The following is a 16,905-nucleotide window of genomic DNA, read 5'->3' on the forward strand; positions in this document are numbered from 1 at the left end:
ATGTCCGTTTCCATCCTCATCCTCACCAAGAACGAACAGCAGGACCTGCCGGGCTGCCTGGCCTCGGTCGCCTGGAGCGACGACGTGCACGTGTACGACTCCATGAGCACCGACCGCACGCTGGAGATCGCCCGCGCCTTCGGCGCGACCGTCACCCAACGGCCGTTCGACAACTGGGCTGCGCATCAGAACTGGGGCCTGCAACACATCGCCTTCAAGCATGACTGGGTGTTCTACATCGACGCGGACGAGCGCATGACCGACGAGCTGCGCGAGGCCGTGCTGCAGGCGGTGCAGGCGCCGGGCGAGCATGTGGCCTTCCGCGTGCAGCGCCGTGACTTCTTCATGCAGACATGGCTGCGCCATGTGCAGGCGTCCGCCTTCTATCTGCGACTCTTCCGGCCGGCCCGCATGCGTTATGAAAGGCTGGTCAATCCCGTGTCCATTCCCGACGGACCCGTGGCCACGATCGGCGGCTACCTCGATCACCATCCCTTCAGCAAGGGCGTGACGCATTGGCTCGAGCGGCACAACGCCTACAGCACCTTCGAGGCACGCCAGATCCTGGACAACCGGCGCGTGGGTGCGGCGTTCTCGGTGCGCAAGGCGTTGTGGTGCCGCGACTTCCACGAGCGTCGCTACCACCAGAAGGAGCTGTTCTACCGGCTGCCGCTGCGCCCGCTGGTGAAGTTCCTGCTGCTGTATCTGGTCAAGCGCGGTTTCCTGGACGGCCGCGCAGGGCTCACGTACGCCGCGCTGCAGTCGATCTACGAATACATGATCGTGCTGAAGGTGCGCGAGTCGCGTTAGGGCTCACGGCGCGGGCAGGGTCGCTCAACCGGGCGTCTGCGTCCTGGCGCCGGCGTCTTCCTCGATCAAGGCGTGAGCGGGCAGAGGTGAAACACCCGTCAGAAGCTCCATGCGCTGGCTGAACCGGCCCAGCGCGGCGCGAGCTCCCAAGTGCTGCTCAGCATGCAGCCGGGCGGCTGCGCCGAGCCGCGCACGCCGCGCCGCATCGGCGGCCAGCCCCTCCACCGCCCCCGCGAACGCCGGCGCATCGTCCGGCGACACCACCACCCCGCACCCCGCCACCACCTCGGCCACTTCGCTGCCGGGGCGCGCGTTCGTCACCACCGGCCGGCCGCTGGACAGCATGGCGGTGAGCTTCGACGGCATCACCAGGTCGGCCACACCGGGGTCCTGCGGCAGCAGGTGGATGTCGGCCATGCCCAGCAGGTCGGGCAGGCGCTCCTTCGGTTGCAGCGGCAGCAGTCGCATGTTGGGCAGCTCACGCGCCGCGGCTTCCATGTCGGGCCTCATCTGGCCGTCGCCACACACCACGAACACCAGGTTCGGGCAGCGCTGGCGCAGCAGGCGGGCCGCCAGGGGAATCAGGTGCAGCCCCTGCTTGGCGCCCAGGGTGCCGGAGAACAGCGCCACCACCGCGTCGGGCGGCAGCTGCAGCTCCGCCCGGTATGGGCTGGCCCCGCCCAGCGGCTTGACGCTGTCCACGTCCACCCAATTGGGGAACAGCACGGCCCGGTCGGGCGCCACGCCTTTTTCCACCGCGCGCCCGACCATGCGACGCGAGATGGAAGACACCACGTCGAACCGGCGCATCAGCCAGCGTTCGGCCGAAAGCACCAGGCTACGCACCAGCCGCCCGCGCAGCAGGCCCATGTCGAAGGCCACGTCCACTTCATAGTCCTGGATGTGCAGCCATGCGCGGGCACCCGCCAACCGCGCGGTGAGCAGCGCCGCCGGCGTGCAGGCAAAAGCTGGCGCGGCCACCCACACCACGTCCGGCTTCCAGCGTGCCTGCCGCAGCATGGTGGGCAACGAGCTGAGCGCGAAGCTCAGCAGATGCAGCACCCGCTTGGAGCCATTGGGCCGCGCCGGCACCCACAGCGGGCAGCGCCACACCTGCACGCCATCCATCGTCTCCACGCTGCGGCCGCGGCCAGCGTGGCTGTCGGCCATCCGCCAAGCGGGGTAATAGGGCGGAGCCGCCACCACCCGCACCTCGTGACCCTGCGTGGCCAGCCACGTGGCCATCTCACCGGTGTACTTGCCGATGCCCGTAGGCTCCGGTGCGTAGTTGATGCCGTAGATCAGGATTTTCAAAAGTGCTCCGAGCCCTCTAACCACGGGGGTTTGGCCTCGTCCATGCCATCCGCACGACACGGCGTCATGCGATGTGATAGAGAATGCCACCATTCGATTGCAATGGTAACAATTTCACACTGTCGATTGAAGTGATCGTGAAGAATGGCAAGGTTCGGTGGTAAGGCATCGCGGTCAAATCCGCAGAATTGACCACTATCACTTCGCGGTGTTACCTTGCTCGGGTCATTTGCTGCCGCAGGAGCGCATCCATGAAAGCAAGCACATCCCTGTTCGTGATCGCCGCGGCCCTGTTCGGGGCGTCCGTCGCCGCCCACGCCGCTACGCCAGTGCGCGTGGTGCCGCTGGCGCCGGTGGCCACCTCGGTCGTCTCGCCCAGCGCCCCGCCCAACGTCACACCCACCCGGCCGCCGCGTGTGCCGCCCACCCGTCCGCCCCGCACGCCGCCCAGCCGGCGCTGATCGCCGGCCCGCCCACCTCATGGATCGGCGCCTCACCAGGCGCCGTTTTTTTCTGCCTGCCGCCGGCGGGGGCGTGCGCCCCACACCAGCTTGAGATGTTGACTGCGACGCCCATCCAGGCGGCCACTTCGCCCGCACGGCACCGCCCTGGCGCCACTGCTGCGCACGGGCCCCGGCGCGCCCCGATATGGGACCGGGGGTCCTTCGCCACGCTGCTGGCGCTCACCGTCTGGGCTCCTTTGCCACTGGGCAGCAACCGGGATTGGGCGATCGGGCTGTTGGCCGCCGCCCTGTGGGCCACGCTGGCACTGCGTTGCCTGGCTGCACGTCCCTGGCTGCGTGGTAGGCCGGCCTGGAGCGCGCTGCAGTGCGCACGCTGGCCGCTGGCAGCCCTGTCCGCGTTCTGCCTGCTGGTGTTGGCGCAATGGGCAAGCGTCCTGCCCGGCGTGCTGCACACGCCAGACGTTCACCTCACCGCCGGCTACCTCCTGCGTGCGCTGGCCTACCTGGCCGCCTTCGCGCTGGTGATGCTGTGCGTCAACACGCCGCAACGGGTGGCCGGCCTGCTGGGTGCCGTCGTGGCCGGCGGCGTGCTGCAGGCCGTGCTGGCGGTGGTGCTGCACTCCTCGCGCGCCCGCTACCAGTACCTGTTCACCGAGTTCGTGCAGGGCCACCGCGCGATGGGAACGTTTCCGAATCCCGATCACCTGGCCGGCTACATGGAGCTGACGCTGTCGGCCGGGCTGGGGCTGCTGCTCGCGCAGTTCGCGGCCGGCCATGCTGCGGCGGCTCCGGCCTGGCAGCAGCGGGCGGCCACGGCCCTGCGCTTCCTCATGTCCGCCAAGATGCGGCTGCGCCTCATGCTGGTCGTGATGGTGGTGGCGCTGGTGATGACGCACTCCCGCATGGGCAACGGGGCCTTCTTCCTGTCGCTGCTGCTGATGGGCGGCCTGGTGGCGGCGCTGTCGGCGCAGTGGCGGCGGCCGGCGCTGTGGCTGGTGCTGAGCATGGCGCTGGTGGACGTGGTGATCGTGGGCCAGTGGGTGGGACTGGGCCGCGTGATCGAGCGACTCCAGGACACCGCGGAGTCCACCTCGCTCGATGCACAGCCAGCGCAGCAGGCCGCCGCCATGCCGGCGATGCCGGCCACCGGCGGCCTCGTGGCACCGGCCAAGGCGGAAGAGTCCATCCAGGATCGCCTGCGCATCCCGCGGCTGTCGCTGCCGCTGGTGGTGCAGCAGCCCTGGTTCGGGCACGGCGGCGGCACCTACGTGCTGGCACTGCCGCCCATCAAGCCGGCGGGTTTCCCGCACCACTGGGACCATGCCCACAACGATTACGTCGAGATCGCCGTCGATACCGGCCTGGTGGGGCTGGCACTGCTGCTGGGCATGGCCTCGGCCAGCGCCTGGCGCGCGGCACGGCTGATCGACGACCGGCATCCCCCGCTGGACAAGGGCGTGGGCGTGGCCACCCTCACCGCCCTGTGCTGCATGGCGCTGCACAGCATGGTCGATTTCAACCTGCAGATTCCTGCCAACGCATTGACGCTGGTGCTGCTATGCGCCCTGCCCTGGGCCACGGCCGCACAGCGCCGCATGCAGGCCGCCCGGCCGACTTCCTTCGCCTCATGACGCCTCCTTCCCTGCCCGTTTTTTCCGCCGCGCCGGCCACTCCGCCGGCGCTGGTGGTGCCGCCCATGCCACCGCTGGTCAGCGTGTCGCCCGAACAGAAGCTCGAGCTGCTGGAGTACTGGCGCAGCGTGGTCAAGCGCCGCTGGCTCATCCTGGGACTGGCCGCGGTGGCCGCCCTGCTGGCAGCGGTGGTGGCGCTGTCCATCACGCCGGTGTACCGCGCCACCGCCACGGTGCTCATCGAGGCGGGCAAGGGCAAGATCCTGTCCATCGAGGACATCTACAGCAGCAACCAGCAGCGCGAGCACTACCAGACGCAGGTGGAGGTACTGAAGTCGCGCGAGGTTGCACTGCGTGCGGTGCGCGCGCTCAGGCTCTGGGAGCATCCGCTCTTCGACCCACGGCGGCAGGACCCTTCGCTGCGCGCCACCCTCGCGCAGGCGCTGGGAATCGGCAGCGCCAAGCTCGAATGGACGGAGGCCGAGCTGGCCGAAGCCGTGGTGGGACCGGTGATGGAAGCACTGAGCATCGAGCCGGTGCGGCTCAGCCAGCTGGTGCGGGTCAGCTTCTCCAGCGAGAACGCGGCGCTGGCCGCGCGCATCGCCAATACCGTGGCGCAGGAATACATCCGCGCCGACCGGGACGCACGCTTCCGCATCTCGCAGGAGGTGAGCAGCTTCCTGCAGGACCGGCTCTCTTCGCTGCGCGACACGCTGGCGGAGTCGGAGCAGGCGCTGCAGGCCTACCGGGAGCGCAAAGGCATCGTCAACCTGGCCGGCTCGCCCCAAACAGTGGCGGGCCAGCAGGTGGGCGGCGCGGCCGACAACCTGCTGCGCGCCCAGGCCCGTCGGCTGGAGCTGGAGGGCAGCTACCAGCAGGCCAAGGCAGTGCGCGGCGGCGACTATGCGCAAGTGCCCGTCGTCACCCGCGACTGGAGCGTGATCGAGGCGCTACGCGGCTTCAACGAAGGCGAACGCCGGCTCGCCGAGGCACGCCAGACGCTGGGGGCGAACCATCCGCGCATCCAGCAGCTGGAATCGGAGCTGGCCTCCCTGCGTGCCAACGTGCAGCGCCAGCGGGAGGCCGCCGTGGCCAGCCTGACGCGGGAATACGAGGCTGCGCGCGACACCGAGAAGGCGCTGCAGCGATCCCTGGACACCGCCCGCGAGGAGGTGCAAAGCGTCAACCGGGAGGAGTTCCAGCTGGCCGTGCTGGAGCGGGAGGTTCAGACCAACCGCCAGCTGTACGACATGTTCATGAGCCGCGCCAAGGAAACCGACCTGGCGGGCGACGTGCAGGCCTCCATCGCCCGCGTGGTCGATGGCGCGGTGCCGCCCACGCTGCCGTACAAGCCGGCCAAGTCGCAGATCGTGGCCCTGGCCACGCTGCTGGCGCTCATGGCCGGCGCGCTGGCTTCCATCCTGATGGACCGGCTGGACAACACCTTCAAGGGCACCGAGGACATCGAAAGCCGGCTGAAGCAGCCGGTGCTCACCGCCCTGCCCGAGATGCCGGCGCTGGCGCGCAATGCGATGTCGCGGCTGTTCCTGGACGACGCGCACTCGCACTATGCCGAGGCCATCCGCACTGCTCGCACCGGCGTTCTGCTGTCCAAGCTGGACGTGGCGCACAAGGTGCTGCTGGTCACTTCCACCCTGCCGGGCGAGGGCAAGACCACGGTGGCGATCAACCTGGCGCTGGCACATGCACAGACCAAGCGCACGCTGCTGATCGATTGCGACATGCGCCGGCCGCAGGTGGCCCGCAGCCTGGGCCTGGCCCCGGGCACCAAGGGCCTGACCAACCTGGTCGCCGGCACCGACCCCGCCGACGCCTGCGTGACGCCCGTGCCCGGCTCGGACCTGCTGGTGATGACCGTGGGCGACCTGCCGCCCAACCCGCTGGAACTGCTGCTGTCCCAGCGCTTCAAGGACGCGCTGGCCGAGCTGTCGCGGCAGTTCGACGTGGTGATCCTCGACTCCCCACCGGTGGAACTGGTGAGCGAAGCGCTGGTGCTGGCGCCGCTGTCCACCAGCACCGTGTTCGTCATCAAGGCCATGTCCACGCCGGCGCCGTTGGTGCGCAAGAGCCTGGCGCGGCTGCAGCGCGCCGGCGCCAGCCTGCTGGGCGTCATCGTCAACCAGCTCGACTTCGAGCGGGCGCGTGCCTACTACGGCGAATACACCGCCTCCAGCTACAGCTATGGCGGCTATGGCTACGGCGGCCAACTGGGCCACGACCCGGCGCCGGCCGATGCCCCGACCAGCAAGCCCGCATGATCGACCTGCACTGCCACCTGCTGCCCGGCATCGACGACGGGCCGCCCACGCTGCAGGCTGCACTGGCGCTGGCGCAGGCCTGCGTGGACGACGGCATCACCCATGCGGTCGCCACGCCGCATGTATTCCCGGGCCGCTTCGAGAACCGTGCCTCCAGCATCGAGGACGCCTTCGCCGCCTTCCAGGCGGCGGTGTCATCGGCAGGCCTGCCGCTGCAGCTGGGCTGGGCCGGAGAAGTGCGCCTGACGCCCGAGGTGCTGGATCTGCTGGACCGTGACGAGTTGCCGTTCCTCGGCCGCAGCACCACCGGCCAGCGCACGCTGCTGCTGGAGATGCCCGACGGCCAGGTGCCCCTGGGTTCCCAACGATTCGTCGAACTGCTGCTGCAGCGCGGCGTGCGGCCGGTGCTGGCGCACCCGGAGCGCAACCGGGCGCTGATGGACCAGCCGCAGCGGCTGGCGCCCTTCGTGGCACAGGGCTGCGCGGTGCAGCTCACCGCCGGATCGCTGGTGGGCGGCTTCGGCAGCCGCGCCCAACAGGCCGCGGAAACCATGCTGGAAGCCGGCTGGGTGCACGCCATTGCCAGCGATGCCCACAACCTGGCCGGCCGCCGCCCGCGCATGCGTGAGGCGGCCGCCTGGCTGCAGCAGCACTACGGCCCGGAGGTGGCGCACCGGCTCACCGTCACCGGCCCCGCGGCCTTGTGCGGCCTGTCGCCGCCGGCGCCGGTGGCGCAGCGGGCAGCTGCATGAGTGCCAGGCCGCCGTCCGGCAGCCGCATCGCATGGCACCGGTTGCCGGTGCTGGTGGCGGTGCTCGCCATCGCCCTGCTGGTGCTGGCACTCAGCCAGGCGCTGCTGCGCGCCGACATGGCATCGCAGGGCGCGCGCCGGCTGGTCACCCACTGGGCCTCCCGTGCAAGCTCGCTGCCTTCGGCCGGGGAGATCGCCCAAGCCGAAGCCGCGCTGCTCCGCGCAGTCGACATCACGCCCGCCAATGCCGAGCTGCATGAATTGCTGGGCGACCTGCGCATGGTGGCGGCCCGCGTGGCGGATGCGGCGCAGGACGACATCGCGCGCGATGCGGCCCAGGCCGCTGCCGTGGCGCACTACGAGGCCGCGCTCGCTCGCCGCCCGTCCGACCCGCAGACCTGGGCCGGCCTGGCCGCCGCGCTGCAAGCCACTGGCGACCTGGCGGCCACCCACGCCGCATGGGCGAGATCGTTGGCGCTGGGCCCGAACGAAGGCCATGTGCAGCCCATGCTGCTGGATGTGGCCCTGCGGGGCTGGGCGGATGCCACGCCGGGCATGCAGTCCTGGGCAACCGCGTTGTTCGCCGCCAGCGCCGCGCCGCAGCAGGCTGCCATCAACAAGCTGGCGGCGCTGCATGGGCTGCGGTTCGAGTCGGATGAGCCGCAGGGCACCAGCACAGGCGAGATGTCACGAACAACCCCCTGATATGTGGCAAATATAGTGACGACATCACACAACCGCGCAAAGAAAATCAGATCGTGCCGTTTACACGGCGCGTTGGCTCGCATATCCAAGGAGAGAGAATGCTTCGTGCACTGAACAAGACGGCTGCAGCCGTTGCCCTGACCTGCCTGATGCCACTGGCCGCCACCGCCGATGTGCTCGGGTTCGACGACCTCACGGGCAGGAACTTCTTCCAGGCGCCCTACCAAGGCTTCACCTTCGGCGTCGCCGCACAGGGACCCGGCGGCTCGTGGTTCCACTCGGACGTGCCCGACGCCGGACTGAGCTTCTACCGCTCCCCGCTCACCAGCGTAAGCACCGAATCGGCCTTCGACGATGCCGGGAATCCCATCAGCGTCTATGGCGACTCGCTGCCCGTCACGCTGAGCACGCCGGTGGTGCTGCAGGGCGCCTGGTTCCAGTCGTTCGACGACCAGATCAGCGTGCGCTTCAAGCTGTCGTACCAGGGCGCCGAGGTGCATGCCTCGGACTACCTGGTGATGAACTACGGCGACGCCCCCGCCTTCCTGTCCACGGGCTATACCGGCGCGGTGGACAGCTTCGTGATCGAGGGCTATCACGGCTATTTCGCGATGGATGACGTGATGTTCCAGCCGGTGCCCGAACCCAGCACCTACGCGATGATGTTCCTCGGCCTGGCTGCCATGGGGATCTATTCCGCCCGCCAGCGCCAGCACTGACCCGGCTACATCGCCGCGCCACGCGCGGCTTGCGCCGAGGGCCGAATCAACCGCCGCAGCCTGCGCTGCCGGCGGTTTTTTCATGCCAACGCTGCGTTCAGCCCCGCACTTCGCCGTTCCCCAGCACCACCCACTTCATCGACGTCAGCCCCTCCAGCCCCACCGGGCCGCGGGCGTGGAACTTGTCGGTGGAGATGCCGATCTCGGCGCCCAGGCCGTACTCGAAGCCGTCGGCGAAGCGGGTGCTGGCGTTGACCATCACGCTGGCCGAATCCACCTCACGCAGGAAGCGCATGGCGTTCGGGTGGTTCGTCGTCAGGATGGCGTCGGTGTGGTGCGATCCGTAGCGGTTGATGTGGGCGATGGCTTCGTTGACCGAATCAACGATCTTCACGCTGATCACCGGCGCCAGGTACTCCTCCGCCCAGTCGGCCTCGGTGGCGGGCTTCACCGCCAGGCCGGGCACGTCGCGCAGGATGGCGGCGGCGCGGTCGTCGGCGCGGCATTCCACGCCCTTGGCCGCGAAGATGGCGCCGATGCGCGCCAGGAACGGCGCGGCCTGCTGCGCATGCACCAGCAGCGACTCCGCTGCATTGCAGGGGCTGTACTTCTGCGTCTTGGCGTTGTCGGTCACCTTCACCGCCAGGTCCAGGTCCACATCGGCATCGACGTACACATGGCAGTTGCCGTCCAGGTGCTTGATCACCGGCACCTTGGCCTCGGCGCTGATGCGCTCGATCAGCGACTTGCCGCCGCGCGGAATGATCACGTCCACGAACTCCGGCATCGCGATCAGCCGGCCCACCGCGGCGCGGTCGGTGGTTTCCACCAGCTGCACCGCCTCGGGCGGCAGGCCGGCCGACTGCAGCGCCTGCTGCACCAGCCGCCACAGCGCCAGGTTGGAATGGATGGCCTCGGAGCCGCCGCGCAGGATGGCGGCGTTGCCGCTCTTGATGGCCAGCGAGGCCGCCTCGATGGTCACGTTCGGGCGGCTCTCGTAGATCATGCCGAACACGCCCAGCGGCACCCGCATCTGGCCCACGGCGATGCCGCTGGGCCGGCGCTTCACGCCGGTGATCTCGCCGATGGGGTCGGGCATCGCGGCCAGCTGCTCGCAGCCTTCGGCCACGGTGTCGATCACCTTGGCGCCGAGCTTCAACCGGTCCAGCATCGGGCCGGCCAGGCCGTTGGCGCGGGCCGCTTCCAGGTCACGCGCGTTGTCCACGTCCAGCGCGGCCACGCTGTCACGCAGCAGTTGCGCCAACGTGGTGAGCGCCACGTTGCGTGCCTGGGTGGAGGAGGCGGCCATCACCGTGGCGGCACCGCGCGCGGCAGCGCCCACGCGGGCCATGTAGGCCGGAATGTCTTGGATGGAAGTGGCGGCGGTGTCGGTCGGCATGATGCGGCGATTGTCGCGCGAGCCGGATCAGTCCAGCCAGGCCAGCACCGCCAGCCACAACGGCGCCGTGGCCGCGAAGGCCAGCGTCGACAGCACGATGGTGGAGGTGGTCTCGCCCTCCAGCGTCTCGTAGCGCTGCGAGAACATCAGCGTGTTGCTGCCCGCGGGCAGCGCCGCCATCATCACCGCCACCTGCAGCGGCAGCCCCTGCAGGCCGAAGCCCCAGCGCGCCACCACCAGCACCACCGCCGGCAGCACCAGCAGCTTGGTGGCGCTGAGCGCGATGGCGCCGCGCAGGCTGCCACGCAGGCCGTAATACGCCAGCGACATGCCGATCAGCGTCAGGCACAGCGGCACCACGGCCGAGCCCAGCTGCTGCAGCACCTCGTCCACCACCGGCGGCAGGCCCCAGCCAGTGAGGTTCCAGGCCATGCCAGCCAGCACCGGCAGCACCACCGGGTGGATGATGGTGTTGCGTACCGTGAGCTTGAGCGTGGCCAGCAGCGTGCCGCCACCCGCCTCCTCATGCCGAGCCCGGGCACGCGCCAGGTCCAGCTCGGCCAGCGTGGTGAGCACCGTCAGCAGCGTGAGCGAATGCAGGCTGACGATGGTGATGTGCAGCCCGAGGCCAGCCTCGCCGAACAGCGCCGCGGCCATCGGCACGCCGATCTGCAGCGTGTTGCCGAAGCTGGCCGACACCGCTCGCACCGACGGCCCGGCGACGCCCAGCCCGCCGCCGCGGTTGTGGTGCCGGCCGATGGCATAGACGATGACCGCCAGGCCCACCACCGGCACGAAGAAGGCCACGATCAGGCCCCAGGGCATGTGCGCGAAGTCCAGCCGCGAGGTGGTGCGGAACAGCAACGCCGGCACGAAGATGTAGAACGCCGCGTTGGACAGCGTGCGCGCCGGGTCGGCGCCCTTGCGCTCGTCGCCCAGCCAGCGCATGCGCCCGACGATCCAGCCGAGGCCGGCGGTGAGGAAGATGGCGAGGAGCTTGTAGAAAACTGCGAGGGTCATGCAGCCGCGAGTATCGCGGCCCCGGGTTCACCCTGCCTTCAGGCTCACGGTTGACCGTACTTCGGCGAGCGCGGCCCGTACAGCACGCCGTTGACCATGCCGCCCGACAGCAGCCGCTGCGACGCCAGGCCGGCATAGCGGTAGCCCGCGTCGGTGCTCGTGGCGATGATTTGCGAAACCACCGCCTGCACCAGCAGGCCCACCAGGCCGGCCTGGTTGCTCTGCTGCTGCTCGGCCGACGAAGCCATCGCCTTGCCCTGCCACAGCAGCTCGCCGCTGCGCAGGTCGACGATGCGGCCTTCCACCGCCACCACGGTGTTGCTGCTGATCACGGCATAGCTGGTGCCGTACTGCTTGACGGTGAGGTACACCGCCGCATCGGCACCGAACACCTCGCGCAGCTTGGCGCGGTCCAGCGCATGGATGTCGTCGGGGGTGTGCAGGCCGTTCTCGCGGAAGGTTTCTTCCACCAGCGACACCGGCAGCACGTAATAGCCGGCCTCGGCCAGCGGCAGCGTCACCTGCGACAGCACGCCGATGCCGCCCTTGACCTCGGGCGACTCGTTGACCGGCGGCAGCACCAGCAATGAGGCCGGCTTGGCCTGCCGGAAGGCGGTGTAGTCGTAGGGCTGGCGCTGCGTGGCGCAGCCGCCGAGCAGCACGGCCGCGGCCAGCGCGGCAGCAACCCCGGCGCGGCGCCAGGAGAAGTGGATCGGGTTCATGCGGGCTCCGGCGTCAGCTCTTGCGCGCGTCCATGCGCTTGAGCAGGGAATCGATGTAAGGCGCGGATTCAGGGAACTGCGCCTTCTCGGCCTCGAACTGGCTGCGGGCTTCGGCATCGCGGCCCAGCCGCAACTGCAGCAGCCCGACATGGGCCCGGAAGCCCGGCGGCAGCGCGGCGCCGGTGGCGGCCGCCTTTTGCTGCGCCTCGGCCAGCGCCTGCAGCTGCTGCTCAGGCGACTTGCCATCGCCCTTGAGGTGCTCATACACGGTGTCCTGGTAGCCGCCCCAGTGGTACAGCGGCTGGGCGCTTGCGCGCAGCCCACCAGCAGCGCGGCAGCGGCCAGGCCGGTCCAAGCGACGCGCCTCATGGCGCCACCTTCGCGACCACGCCCCACTGCGAGGCGTCGTAGCCCGACACCAGCTTGTTCACCGCCTCGCGCACCGCCAGGTCCAGCACCTTGCCATTGAGCGTGGCGTCGTAGCTGGCCGTGCCACCGAAGCCGATCACCTCGCGGTTGCTCAGGCTGTACTCGCCCGCGCCCTGCACCGAATACACCACTTCCGACGTGGCACCGTTGACGATGTTCAGCGTGACCTTGGCATAGGCGATCTGCGACTTGCCGCGGCCCAGGATGCCGAACAGCTGCTGGTCGCCCACCTCCTTGCGGCCGAACTCGGACACGTCGCCGGTGACGATGAAGTCCGCGCCCTTGACGGCCTGAGCCTGGGCCTTGAACTTGGCTTCCTGCTGGGCCTCGGCCAGGTTGTCGCGGTCCAGCACGTTGAAGCGCTGGGTCTGCTGCAGGTGCGAGATGACGATGGTCTTGGCCTGGCTGCCCAGGCGGTCGACGCCATCGGAGAAGATGCCCCGCATGAAGCTGGAGCGGTTGTCGAACTTGCCGACCACCACCGGCACCCGCGCGCCGCGGTACGGCGTGGCCGCCGCCTCGACCTTGCTCACTTCCACCGAGCGCGAAGCCTCGGTGGCGCAGCCGGCCATCAACAAGACGGCGGCCCCGCAGGCCGCCGCAATGATCACGTTCTTCATGACCCATCCCTCAGGTGATTGGAATGGGTCTATTCGACCTCGCTTCACCGCCTGTTACGGCGATGGTGCAGATTCACCTCGTCATGCCGCCTTTCGGGCCGCCTTCTTGGCCGGCGCCTTGGCCGCGCGCGGCTCGAATTCGAAGCTCACCTTGCCTTCCTTGGTGTCGTAGACCAGCCGCGCCTTGAACTTGCGGCGGGTCTTGTTGGACACGAAGTTCTCCAGCAGGTCGGTCTTGCCCTCGGTCAGCAGCTTGTGCACCTGCTCGCGCGGCACCGGCTGCTGCAGGATGATCTTGCCGGTCTTGAAGTCGCAGGTGGTGTTGGCGCCCACCGCGTGCTCGCAGACGTAGTTGCTGCCGTGCTCGAACACCTTGCCCTTGCACTTGGGGCAGCTGCCCAGGCTGGCCTGGTCGCCGAAGTCCACCGGCTCGCCGTCGCCCTCGGCCTTCTTCGCGTCCTCGCCGAAGTCGAACTCGAGCTTCCAGTTGTCGGTCTCGTCGTCGAAGGCCAGCTTCAACTCGGCAGTGAAGGGCCAACCCGCCTTGGAGCGGAAGCCTTCCAGCGGCCCGATCTTCTTGTCGCGCAGCAGCGCGTCGGCCTCGGCGATCTCGAAGGCGCGACCACCGGGGATCTTGCTGATGGAGAAGCCGCAGCCGGGGTTGGCCGGCGTCTCGTTGCCCACGCAGGCGAAGCGGCGGTAGTTCTCCTTCACCTTGCCGCCGCACTTGGGGCAGGGCGTGCTGAGCGTCGCGTAGTCGCCGGGGATGGTGTCGCGGTCGTACTCCTTGGCCTTCTTGACGATGCGCTCGGCCATCTTCGCTATCTCGGCCATGAACTTGTCGCGATTCAGCCGGCCATGCTCCATCTCGGCCAGCTGGTATTCCCACTGGCCGGTGAGCTCGGGCTTGGTGAGGTCGGGGATGTCCAGGCCGCGCAGCAGCGTCATGAGCTGGAAGGCCTTGGCGGTGGGCACCAGCTCGCGGCCCTCGCGCAGCATGTACTTCTCGAGGATCAGGCCTTCGATGGTCTGCGCACGCGTGGCCGGCGTGCCCAGGCCCTTCTCGGCCATGGCCTCGCGCAACTCGTCGTCGTCGATCAGCTTGCCCGCGCCTTCCATTGCGCTCAGCAGCGTGGCCTCGGTATAGCGGGCGGGCGGCTTGGTCTTGAGCTGGTTGACGTCCACGCTCTCGGTGCGCACCACCTCGCCCTTGTCCACCGGCACCAGGTTGGCATCGTCCTCCTGCGCTTCGCGGCCGTACACCGCCAGCCAGCCCGGACGCACCAGCACCTTGCCGTTGGTCTGGAACTTGTAGTCCTTGCCCTGGTTGCTGATGGTGGAGATGCGGGTGGTGACCATGAACTCCGCCGACGGATAGAACACCGCCAGGAAGCGCTTGACCACCATGTCGTAGAGCTTGGCCTCGATGTCGGTCAGGCTGCGCGGCGCCTGCAGCGTGGGGATGATGGCGAAGTGGTCCGACACCTTGCTGTTGTCGAACACGCGCTTGGTGGGCTTCACGTAGCCGTCGTTCAGCGCCTTGCGGGCATGGCCGGCCAGCTCGCGCAGCGGGCCGGGCAGGTCTTCGCTGGCGATCATCTCCATCGTCTGCTTGACCACGCCCACGTAGTCCTCGGGCAGCGCACGCGAATCGGTCCGCGGGTAGGTCAGCACCTTGTGCTTCTCGTACAGCGCCTGCGCCAGGCTCAGCGTGGTCTTGGCTGAGAAGCCGAAACGCGAGTTGGCCTCGCGCTGCAGCGTGGTCAGGTCGTACAGCAGCGGGCTGGCCTGGGTGCTGGGCTTGGCTTCCTCGGTGACGGTGGCCGGCTGGTTGCGGCAGGCCTCGGCGATGGCGTTGGCCTCGGCGGCGGTCCACAGGCGGTCGGCACGGCGCTCCAGGTCGTCGTTCTTCCTGAAGCCGGGGTCGAACCACTTGCCTTCGTATTCACCCGCCTTGGCGGCGAACTGGCCCTTGATCTCCCAATAGTCGCGCGCCACGTGCTTGCGGATCTTCTCCTCCCGCTCCACCACGATGGACAGCGTGGGCGTCTGCACGCGGCCGACGGTGGTCAGGAAGAAGCCGCCGTCGCGCGAGTTGAAGGCGGTCATCGCCCGCGTGCCGTTGATGCCCACCAGCCAGTCGGCCTCGGAGCGGCTACGCGCCGCGTCGGCCAAGCCCTGCATCTGCTGGTCGCTGCGCAGCTGCGCGAAGCCATCGCGGATGGCCTGCGGCGTCATGCTCTGCAGCCACAGCCGGCGCACCGGCTTGTCGAGCTTGCCCTTGCCGCCATCGGCGTACTGCACGATGAGGCGGAAGATGAGTTCGCCCTCGCGGCCCGCGTCGCAGGCGTTGATGAGTTCGGTGACGTCCTTGCGCTTGACCAGCTTGACCACCGCGCTCAAGCGCGACTTGGCCTTGTCGATCGGCGCCAGGTCGAAGTGCGGCGGCACCACCGGCAGGTTGGCGAAGCTCCACTTGCCGCGCTTGACGTCGAATTCCTCCGGCGCCTTGATCTCCACCAGGTGGCCGACCGCCGAGGTGACCACGTACTGGTCGTTCTCGAAGTGGTCCGCCTGCTTGTCGAACTTGCCGGCCACCGGGGTCAGCGCCCGCACGATGTCCTGCGCCACGCTCGGCTTTTCCGCAATGATCAGTGACTTGCCCATGAGCCTTGTTGTGCCTTCAATTGGCCTGCGAAGGCGCCGAAGCGGCGCCCGCGTCTGCCTACAATTCCGTTCCTCACGCGCACGCACACATACGCGCGCGCATCCGTGATTTCAATGTACCGAATGAAAACCGACACGCAAGCCGCACCCTCCGAAGGCCCTGCCGCCACTGGCGCGCAGGCCAAGACCGGCGGCCGCCGGACCCAGGTCCGACGCTCCGGCGTGCACGGCAAGGGCGTGTTCGCGCTGCAGCCCCTGGCCGCCGGCGAAACCCTGTTCGAGTACGCCGGCGAGGTCATCACCTGGGCCGAGGCGCTGCGCCGGCATCCGCACGACCCGTCACAGCCGGACCATACCTTCTATTTCCACATCGACGACCAGCACGTCATCGATGGCGCCCACGGCGGCAACTCCTCCCGCTTCATCAACCACTCCTGCGACCCCAACTGCGAGGCCGACGAGGTGGACGGGCGCGTCTTCATCAGGACGCTGCGGCGGGTGAAAGCCGGCGAGGAGCTGTACTTCGACTACGGCCTGGTCCTCGATGGCCGGCATACCGCCAAGGTCAAGAAGCAGTTCGCCTGCCACTGCGGCGCCAAGAGCTGCCGTGGCACCATGCTCGCGCCCAAGCGCTGAGCCCCGCCCGCCCCATCCCTTGCAGCCCGTGATGCCCGACGAGCCCAACCACCTTTCCTGGGGCGCCGAGCGCCTGTGGGAACAGCTGCAGCCCCTGATGCCCGGCGTGTCCGTGGAAGTGGTGGCGCGAGCCGATTCCACCAATTCGCAGCTGATCGACCGCGCCCGAATGTTCAGCGGCCGCCGTGACCAGCCGGTGACGGTGCCCGGCGTGCTCGACCTGCACGACGAAGACGAGCGCTCACCGCACGGCCGCCGCACCGGTGACACCCATCCCTGCCTGCTGGTGGCCGAGCAGCAGACTCGTGGCCGCGGCCGCCACGGCCGCCACTGGCAGAGCAGCGCCGGCGCCTCGCTCACCTTTTCGCTGTCGCTGGCCCTGGCGCCGCGCGACTGGTCGGGGCTGTCGCTGGCCGTGGGCGTGGCACTGGCCGAGGCGCTCGAAGCCGCCGGCGGCAGCGGGCCGGCCATCGGCCTGAAGTGGCCGAACGACCTGTGGCTGATGGACGGCCCGGGCCGGGGCCGCAAGCTGGGCGGCGTGCTGATCGAGACGGTGATGGTGGGCACGCGCCGCATGGCCATCGTGGGCGTGGGGCTGAACGTGCTGCCGCAGGCCACCCGCGAGCTGAGCACCGGCTATGCCTGCCTGCAGGAGCGCCAGCCCGGCATCACCGCGCCGATGGCGCTGCACCAGGTGGCCCGGCCGCTGGCCGAAGCGCTGCTGGCCTTCGAGCGCGAT

Annotated in this window: 15 protein-coding genes and 1 pseudogene; 9 read left to right on the forward strand and 7 right to left on the reverse strand. The window is 69.2% G+C overall.

All coding sequences use genetic code 11. The features are described 5' to 3' along the window. Positions 1-810, forward strand: coding sequence for a glycosyltransferase family 2 protein (locus LRS14_RS11410; protein WP_257799598.1), 810 nt, complete (start codon positions 1-3; stop codon positions 808-810). A gap of 24 nt (positions 811-834) precedes the next feature. On the opposite strand, the gene LRS14_RS11415 is transcribed toward LRS14_RS11410, so the two are convergent. Continuing rightward, positions 835-2,124 (reverse strand): glycosyltransferase WbuB, encoded by a 1,290-nt coding sequence (locus tag LRS14_RS11415; RefSeq protein WP_257799599.1) that lies wholly within the window; start codon positions 2,122-2,124, stop codon positions 835-837. A 251-nt stretch (positions 2,125-2,375) separates the two neighbouring features. Between LRS14_RS11415 and LRS14_RS11420 the strand changes: the two genes are divergently transcribed. From LRS14_RS11420 to LRS14_RS11445, 6 genes are all read left to right on the forward strand, one after another. Continuing rightward, complete coding sequence (locus LRS14_RS11420) at positions 2,376-2,585, forward strand: hypothetical protein (protein ID WP_157039525.1); 210 nt, start codon at positions 2,376-2,378, stop codon at positions 2,583-2,585. 278 nt (positions 2,586-2,863) lie between these two features. Next, complete coding sequence (locus tag LRS14_RS11425; protein ID WP_257799600.1) at positions 2,864-4,219, forward strand: O-antigen ligase; 1,356 nt, start codon at positions 2,864-2,866, stop codon at positions 4,217-4,219. Next, positions 4,216-6,498, forward strand: coding sequence for a polysaccharide biosynthesis tyrosine autokinase (locus LRS14_RS11430; protein ID WP_257799601.1), 2,283 nt, complete (start codon positions 4,216-4,218; stop codon positions 6,496-6,498). The genes LRS14_RS11425 and LRS14_RS11430 overlap by 4 nt, the downstream gene beginning before the upstream one ends. After that, positions 6,495-7,250, forward strand: coding sequence for a tyrosine-protein phosphatase (locus tag LRS14_RS11435; protein ID WP_257799602.1), 756 nt, complete (start codon positions 6,495-6,497; stop codon positions 7,248-7,250). The genes LRS14_RS11430 and LRS14_RS11435 overlap by 4 nt, the downstream gene beginning before the upstream one ends. Beyond that, complete coding sequence (locus tag LRS14_RS11440; RefSeq protein WP_257799603.1) at positions 7,247-7,954, forward strand: hypothetical protein; 708 nt, start codon at positions 7,247-7,249, stop codon at positions 7,952-7,954. Before LRS14_RS11435 ends, LRS14_RS11440 begins: the two co-directional genes overlap by 4 nt. A gap of 98 nt (positions 7,955-8,052) precedes the next feature. Continuing rightward, on the forward strand, positions 8,053-8,673 hold the full coding sequence (locus tag LRS14_RS11445) for a PEP-CTERM sorting domain-containing protein (protein ID WP_257799604.1): 621 nt from the start codon (positions 8,053-8,055) through the stop codon (positions 8,671-8,673). A 97-nt stretch (positions 8,674-8,770) separates the two neighbouring features. Here the strand turns inward: LRS14_RS11445 and LRS14_RS11450 are convergent, their stop codons facing one another. From LRS14_RS11450 to LRS14_RS11475, 6 genes are all read right to left on the reverse strand, one after another. Continuing rightward, positions 8,771-10,072, reverse strand: a complete 1,302-nt coding sequence (locus LRS14_RS11450; protein WP_404977548.1) for a glutamate-5-semialdehyde dehydrogenase — start codon at positions 10,070-10,072, stop codon at positions 8,771-8,773. Between the two features lie 27 nt (positions 10,073-10,099). Next, entirely contained in the window at positions 10,100-11,092 is a 993-nt protein-coding gene (locus tag LRS14_RS11455; protein WP_257799605.1) for an AEC family transporter, read from the reverse strand. A 44-nt stretch (positions 11,093-11,136) separates the two neighbouring features. Beyond that, positions 11,137-11,814 (reverse strand): DUF799 domain-containing protein, encoded by a 678-nt coding sequence (locus LRS14_RS11460; RefSeq protein WP_257799606.1) that lies wholly within the window; start codon positions 11,812-11,814, stop codon positions 11,137-11,139. A 13-nt stretch (positions 11,815-11,827) separates the two neighbouring features. Then, complete coding sequence (locus LRS14_RS11465) at positions 11,828-12,169, reverse strand: DUF4810 domain-containing protein (RefSeq protein ID WP_257799607.1); 342 nt, start codon at positions 12,167-12,169, stop codon at positions 11,828-11,830. A 10-nt stretch (positions 12,170-12,179) separates the two neighbouring features. Then, positions 12,180-12,863 (reverse strand): CsgG/HfaB family protein, encoded by a 684-nt coding sequence (locus tag LRS14_RS11470; protein ID WP_046112813.1) that lies wholly within the window; start codon positions 12,861-12,863, stop codon positions 12,180-12,182. A gap of 81 nt (positions 12,864-12,944) precedes the next feature. Further along, positions 12,945-15,530 carry a DNA topoisomerase III gene (locus tag LRS14_RS11475; RefSeq protein WP_257799608.1) on the reverse strand — a complete coding sequence of 862 codons (2,586 nt, stop codon included), beginning with the start codon at positions 15,528-15,530 and terminating at the stop codon, positions 12,945-12,947. Between the two features lie 114 nt (positions 15,531-15,644). On the opposite strand from LRS14_RS11475, the gene LRS14_RS11480 reads away from it, so the two are divergent. Beyond that, entirely contained in the window at positions 15,645-16,166 is a 522-nt protein-coding gene (locus LRS14_RS11480; RefSeq protein WP_083440503.1) for an SET domain-containing protein-lysine N-methyltransferase, read from the forward strand. Positions 16,167-16,335: 169 nt separating this feature from the next. Further along, positions 16,336-16,884, forward strand: a pseudogene (locus LRS14_RS11485) (biotin--[acetyl-CoA-carboxylase] ligase); the annotation flags it as partial. Positions 16,885-16,905: the final 21 nt, after the last annotated feature.

The organism is Aquincola sp. J276 (assembly GCF_024700035.1).
Lineage (GTDB): Bacteria > Pseudomonadota > Gammaproteobacteria > Burkholderiales > Burkholderiaceae_C > Aquincola > Aquincola tertiaricarbonis.

Excerpts from the sequence above, each read along its gene's own strand:
- LRS14_RS11440 (WP_257799603.1), top strand. The coding sequence starts at position 7,247 with ATGAGTGCCAGGCCGCCGTCCGGCAGCCGCATCGCATGGCACCGGTTG.
- LRS14_RS11430 (WP_257799601.1), top strand. The coding sequence starts at position 4,216 with ATGACGCCTCCTTCCCTGCCCGTTTTTTCCGCCGCGCCGGCCACTCCG.
- LRS14_RS11455 (WP_257799605.1), bottom strand. The coding sequence starts at position 11,092 with ATGACCCTCGCAGTTTTCTACAAGCTCCTCGCCATCTTCCTCACCGCC.
- LRS14_RS11445 (WP_257799604.1), top strand. The coding sequence starts at position 8,053 with ATGCTTCGTGCACTGAACAAGACGGCTGCAGCCGTTGCCCTGACCTGC.
- LRS14_RS11480 (WP_083440503.1), top strand. The coding sequence starts at position 15,645 with ATGTACCGAATGAAAACCGACACGCAAGCCGCACCCTCCGAAGGCCCT.
- LRS14_RS11410 (WP_257799598.1), top strand. The coding sequence starts at position 1 with ATGTCCGTTTCCATCCTCATCCTCACCAAGAACGAACAGCAGGACCTG.
- LRS14_RS11470 (WP_046112813.1), bottom strand. The coding sequence starts at position 12,863 with ATGAAGAACGTGATCATTGCGGCGGCCTGCGGGGCCGCCGTCTTGTTG.
- LRS14_RS11475 (WP_257799608.1), bottom strand. The coding sequence starts at position 15,530 with ATGGGCAAGTCACTGATCATTGCGGAAAAGCCGAGCGTGGCGCAGGAC.
- LRS14_RS11460 (WP_257799606.1), bottom strand. The coding sequence starts at position 11,814 with ATGAACCCGATCCACTTCTCCTGGCGCCGCGCCGGGGTTGCTGCCGCG.
- LRS14_RS11435 (WP_257799602.1), top strand. The coding sequence starts at position 6,495 with ATGATCGACCTGCACTGCCACCTGCTGCCCGGCATCGACGACGGGCCG.
- LRS14_RS11420 (WP_157039525.1), top strand. The coding sequence starts at position 2,376 with ATGAAAGCAAGCACATCCCTGTTCGTGATCGCCGCGGCCCTGTTCGGG.
- LRS14_RS11450 (WP_404977548.1), bottom strand. The coding sequence starts at position 10,072 with ATGCCGACCGACACCGCCGCCACTTCCATCCAAGACATTCCGGCCTAC.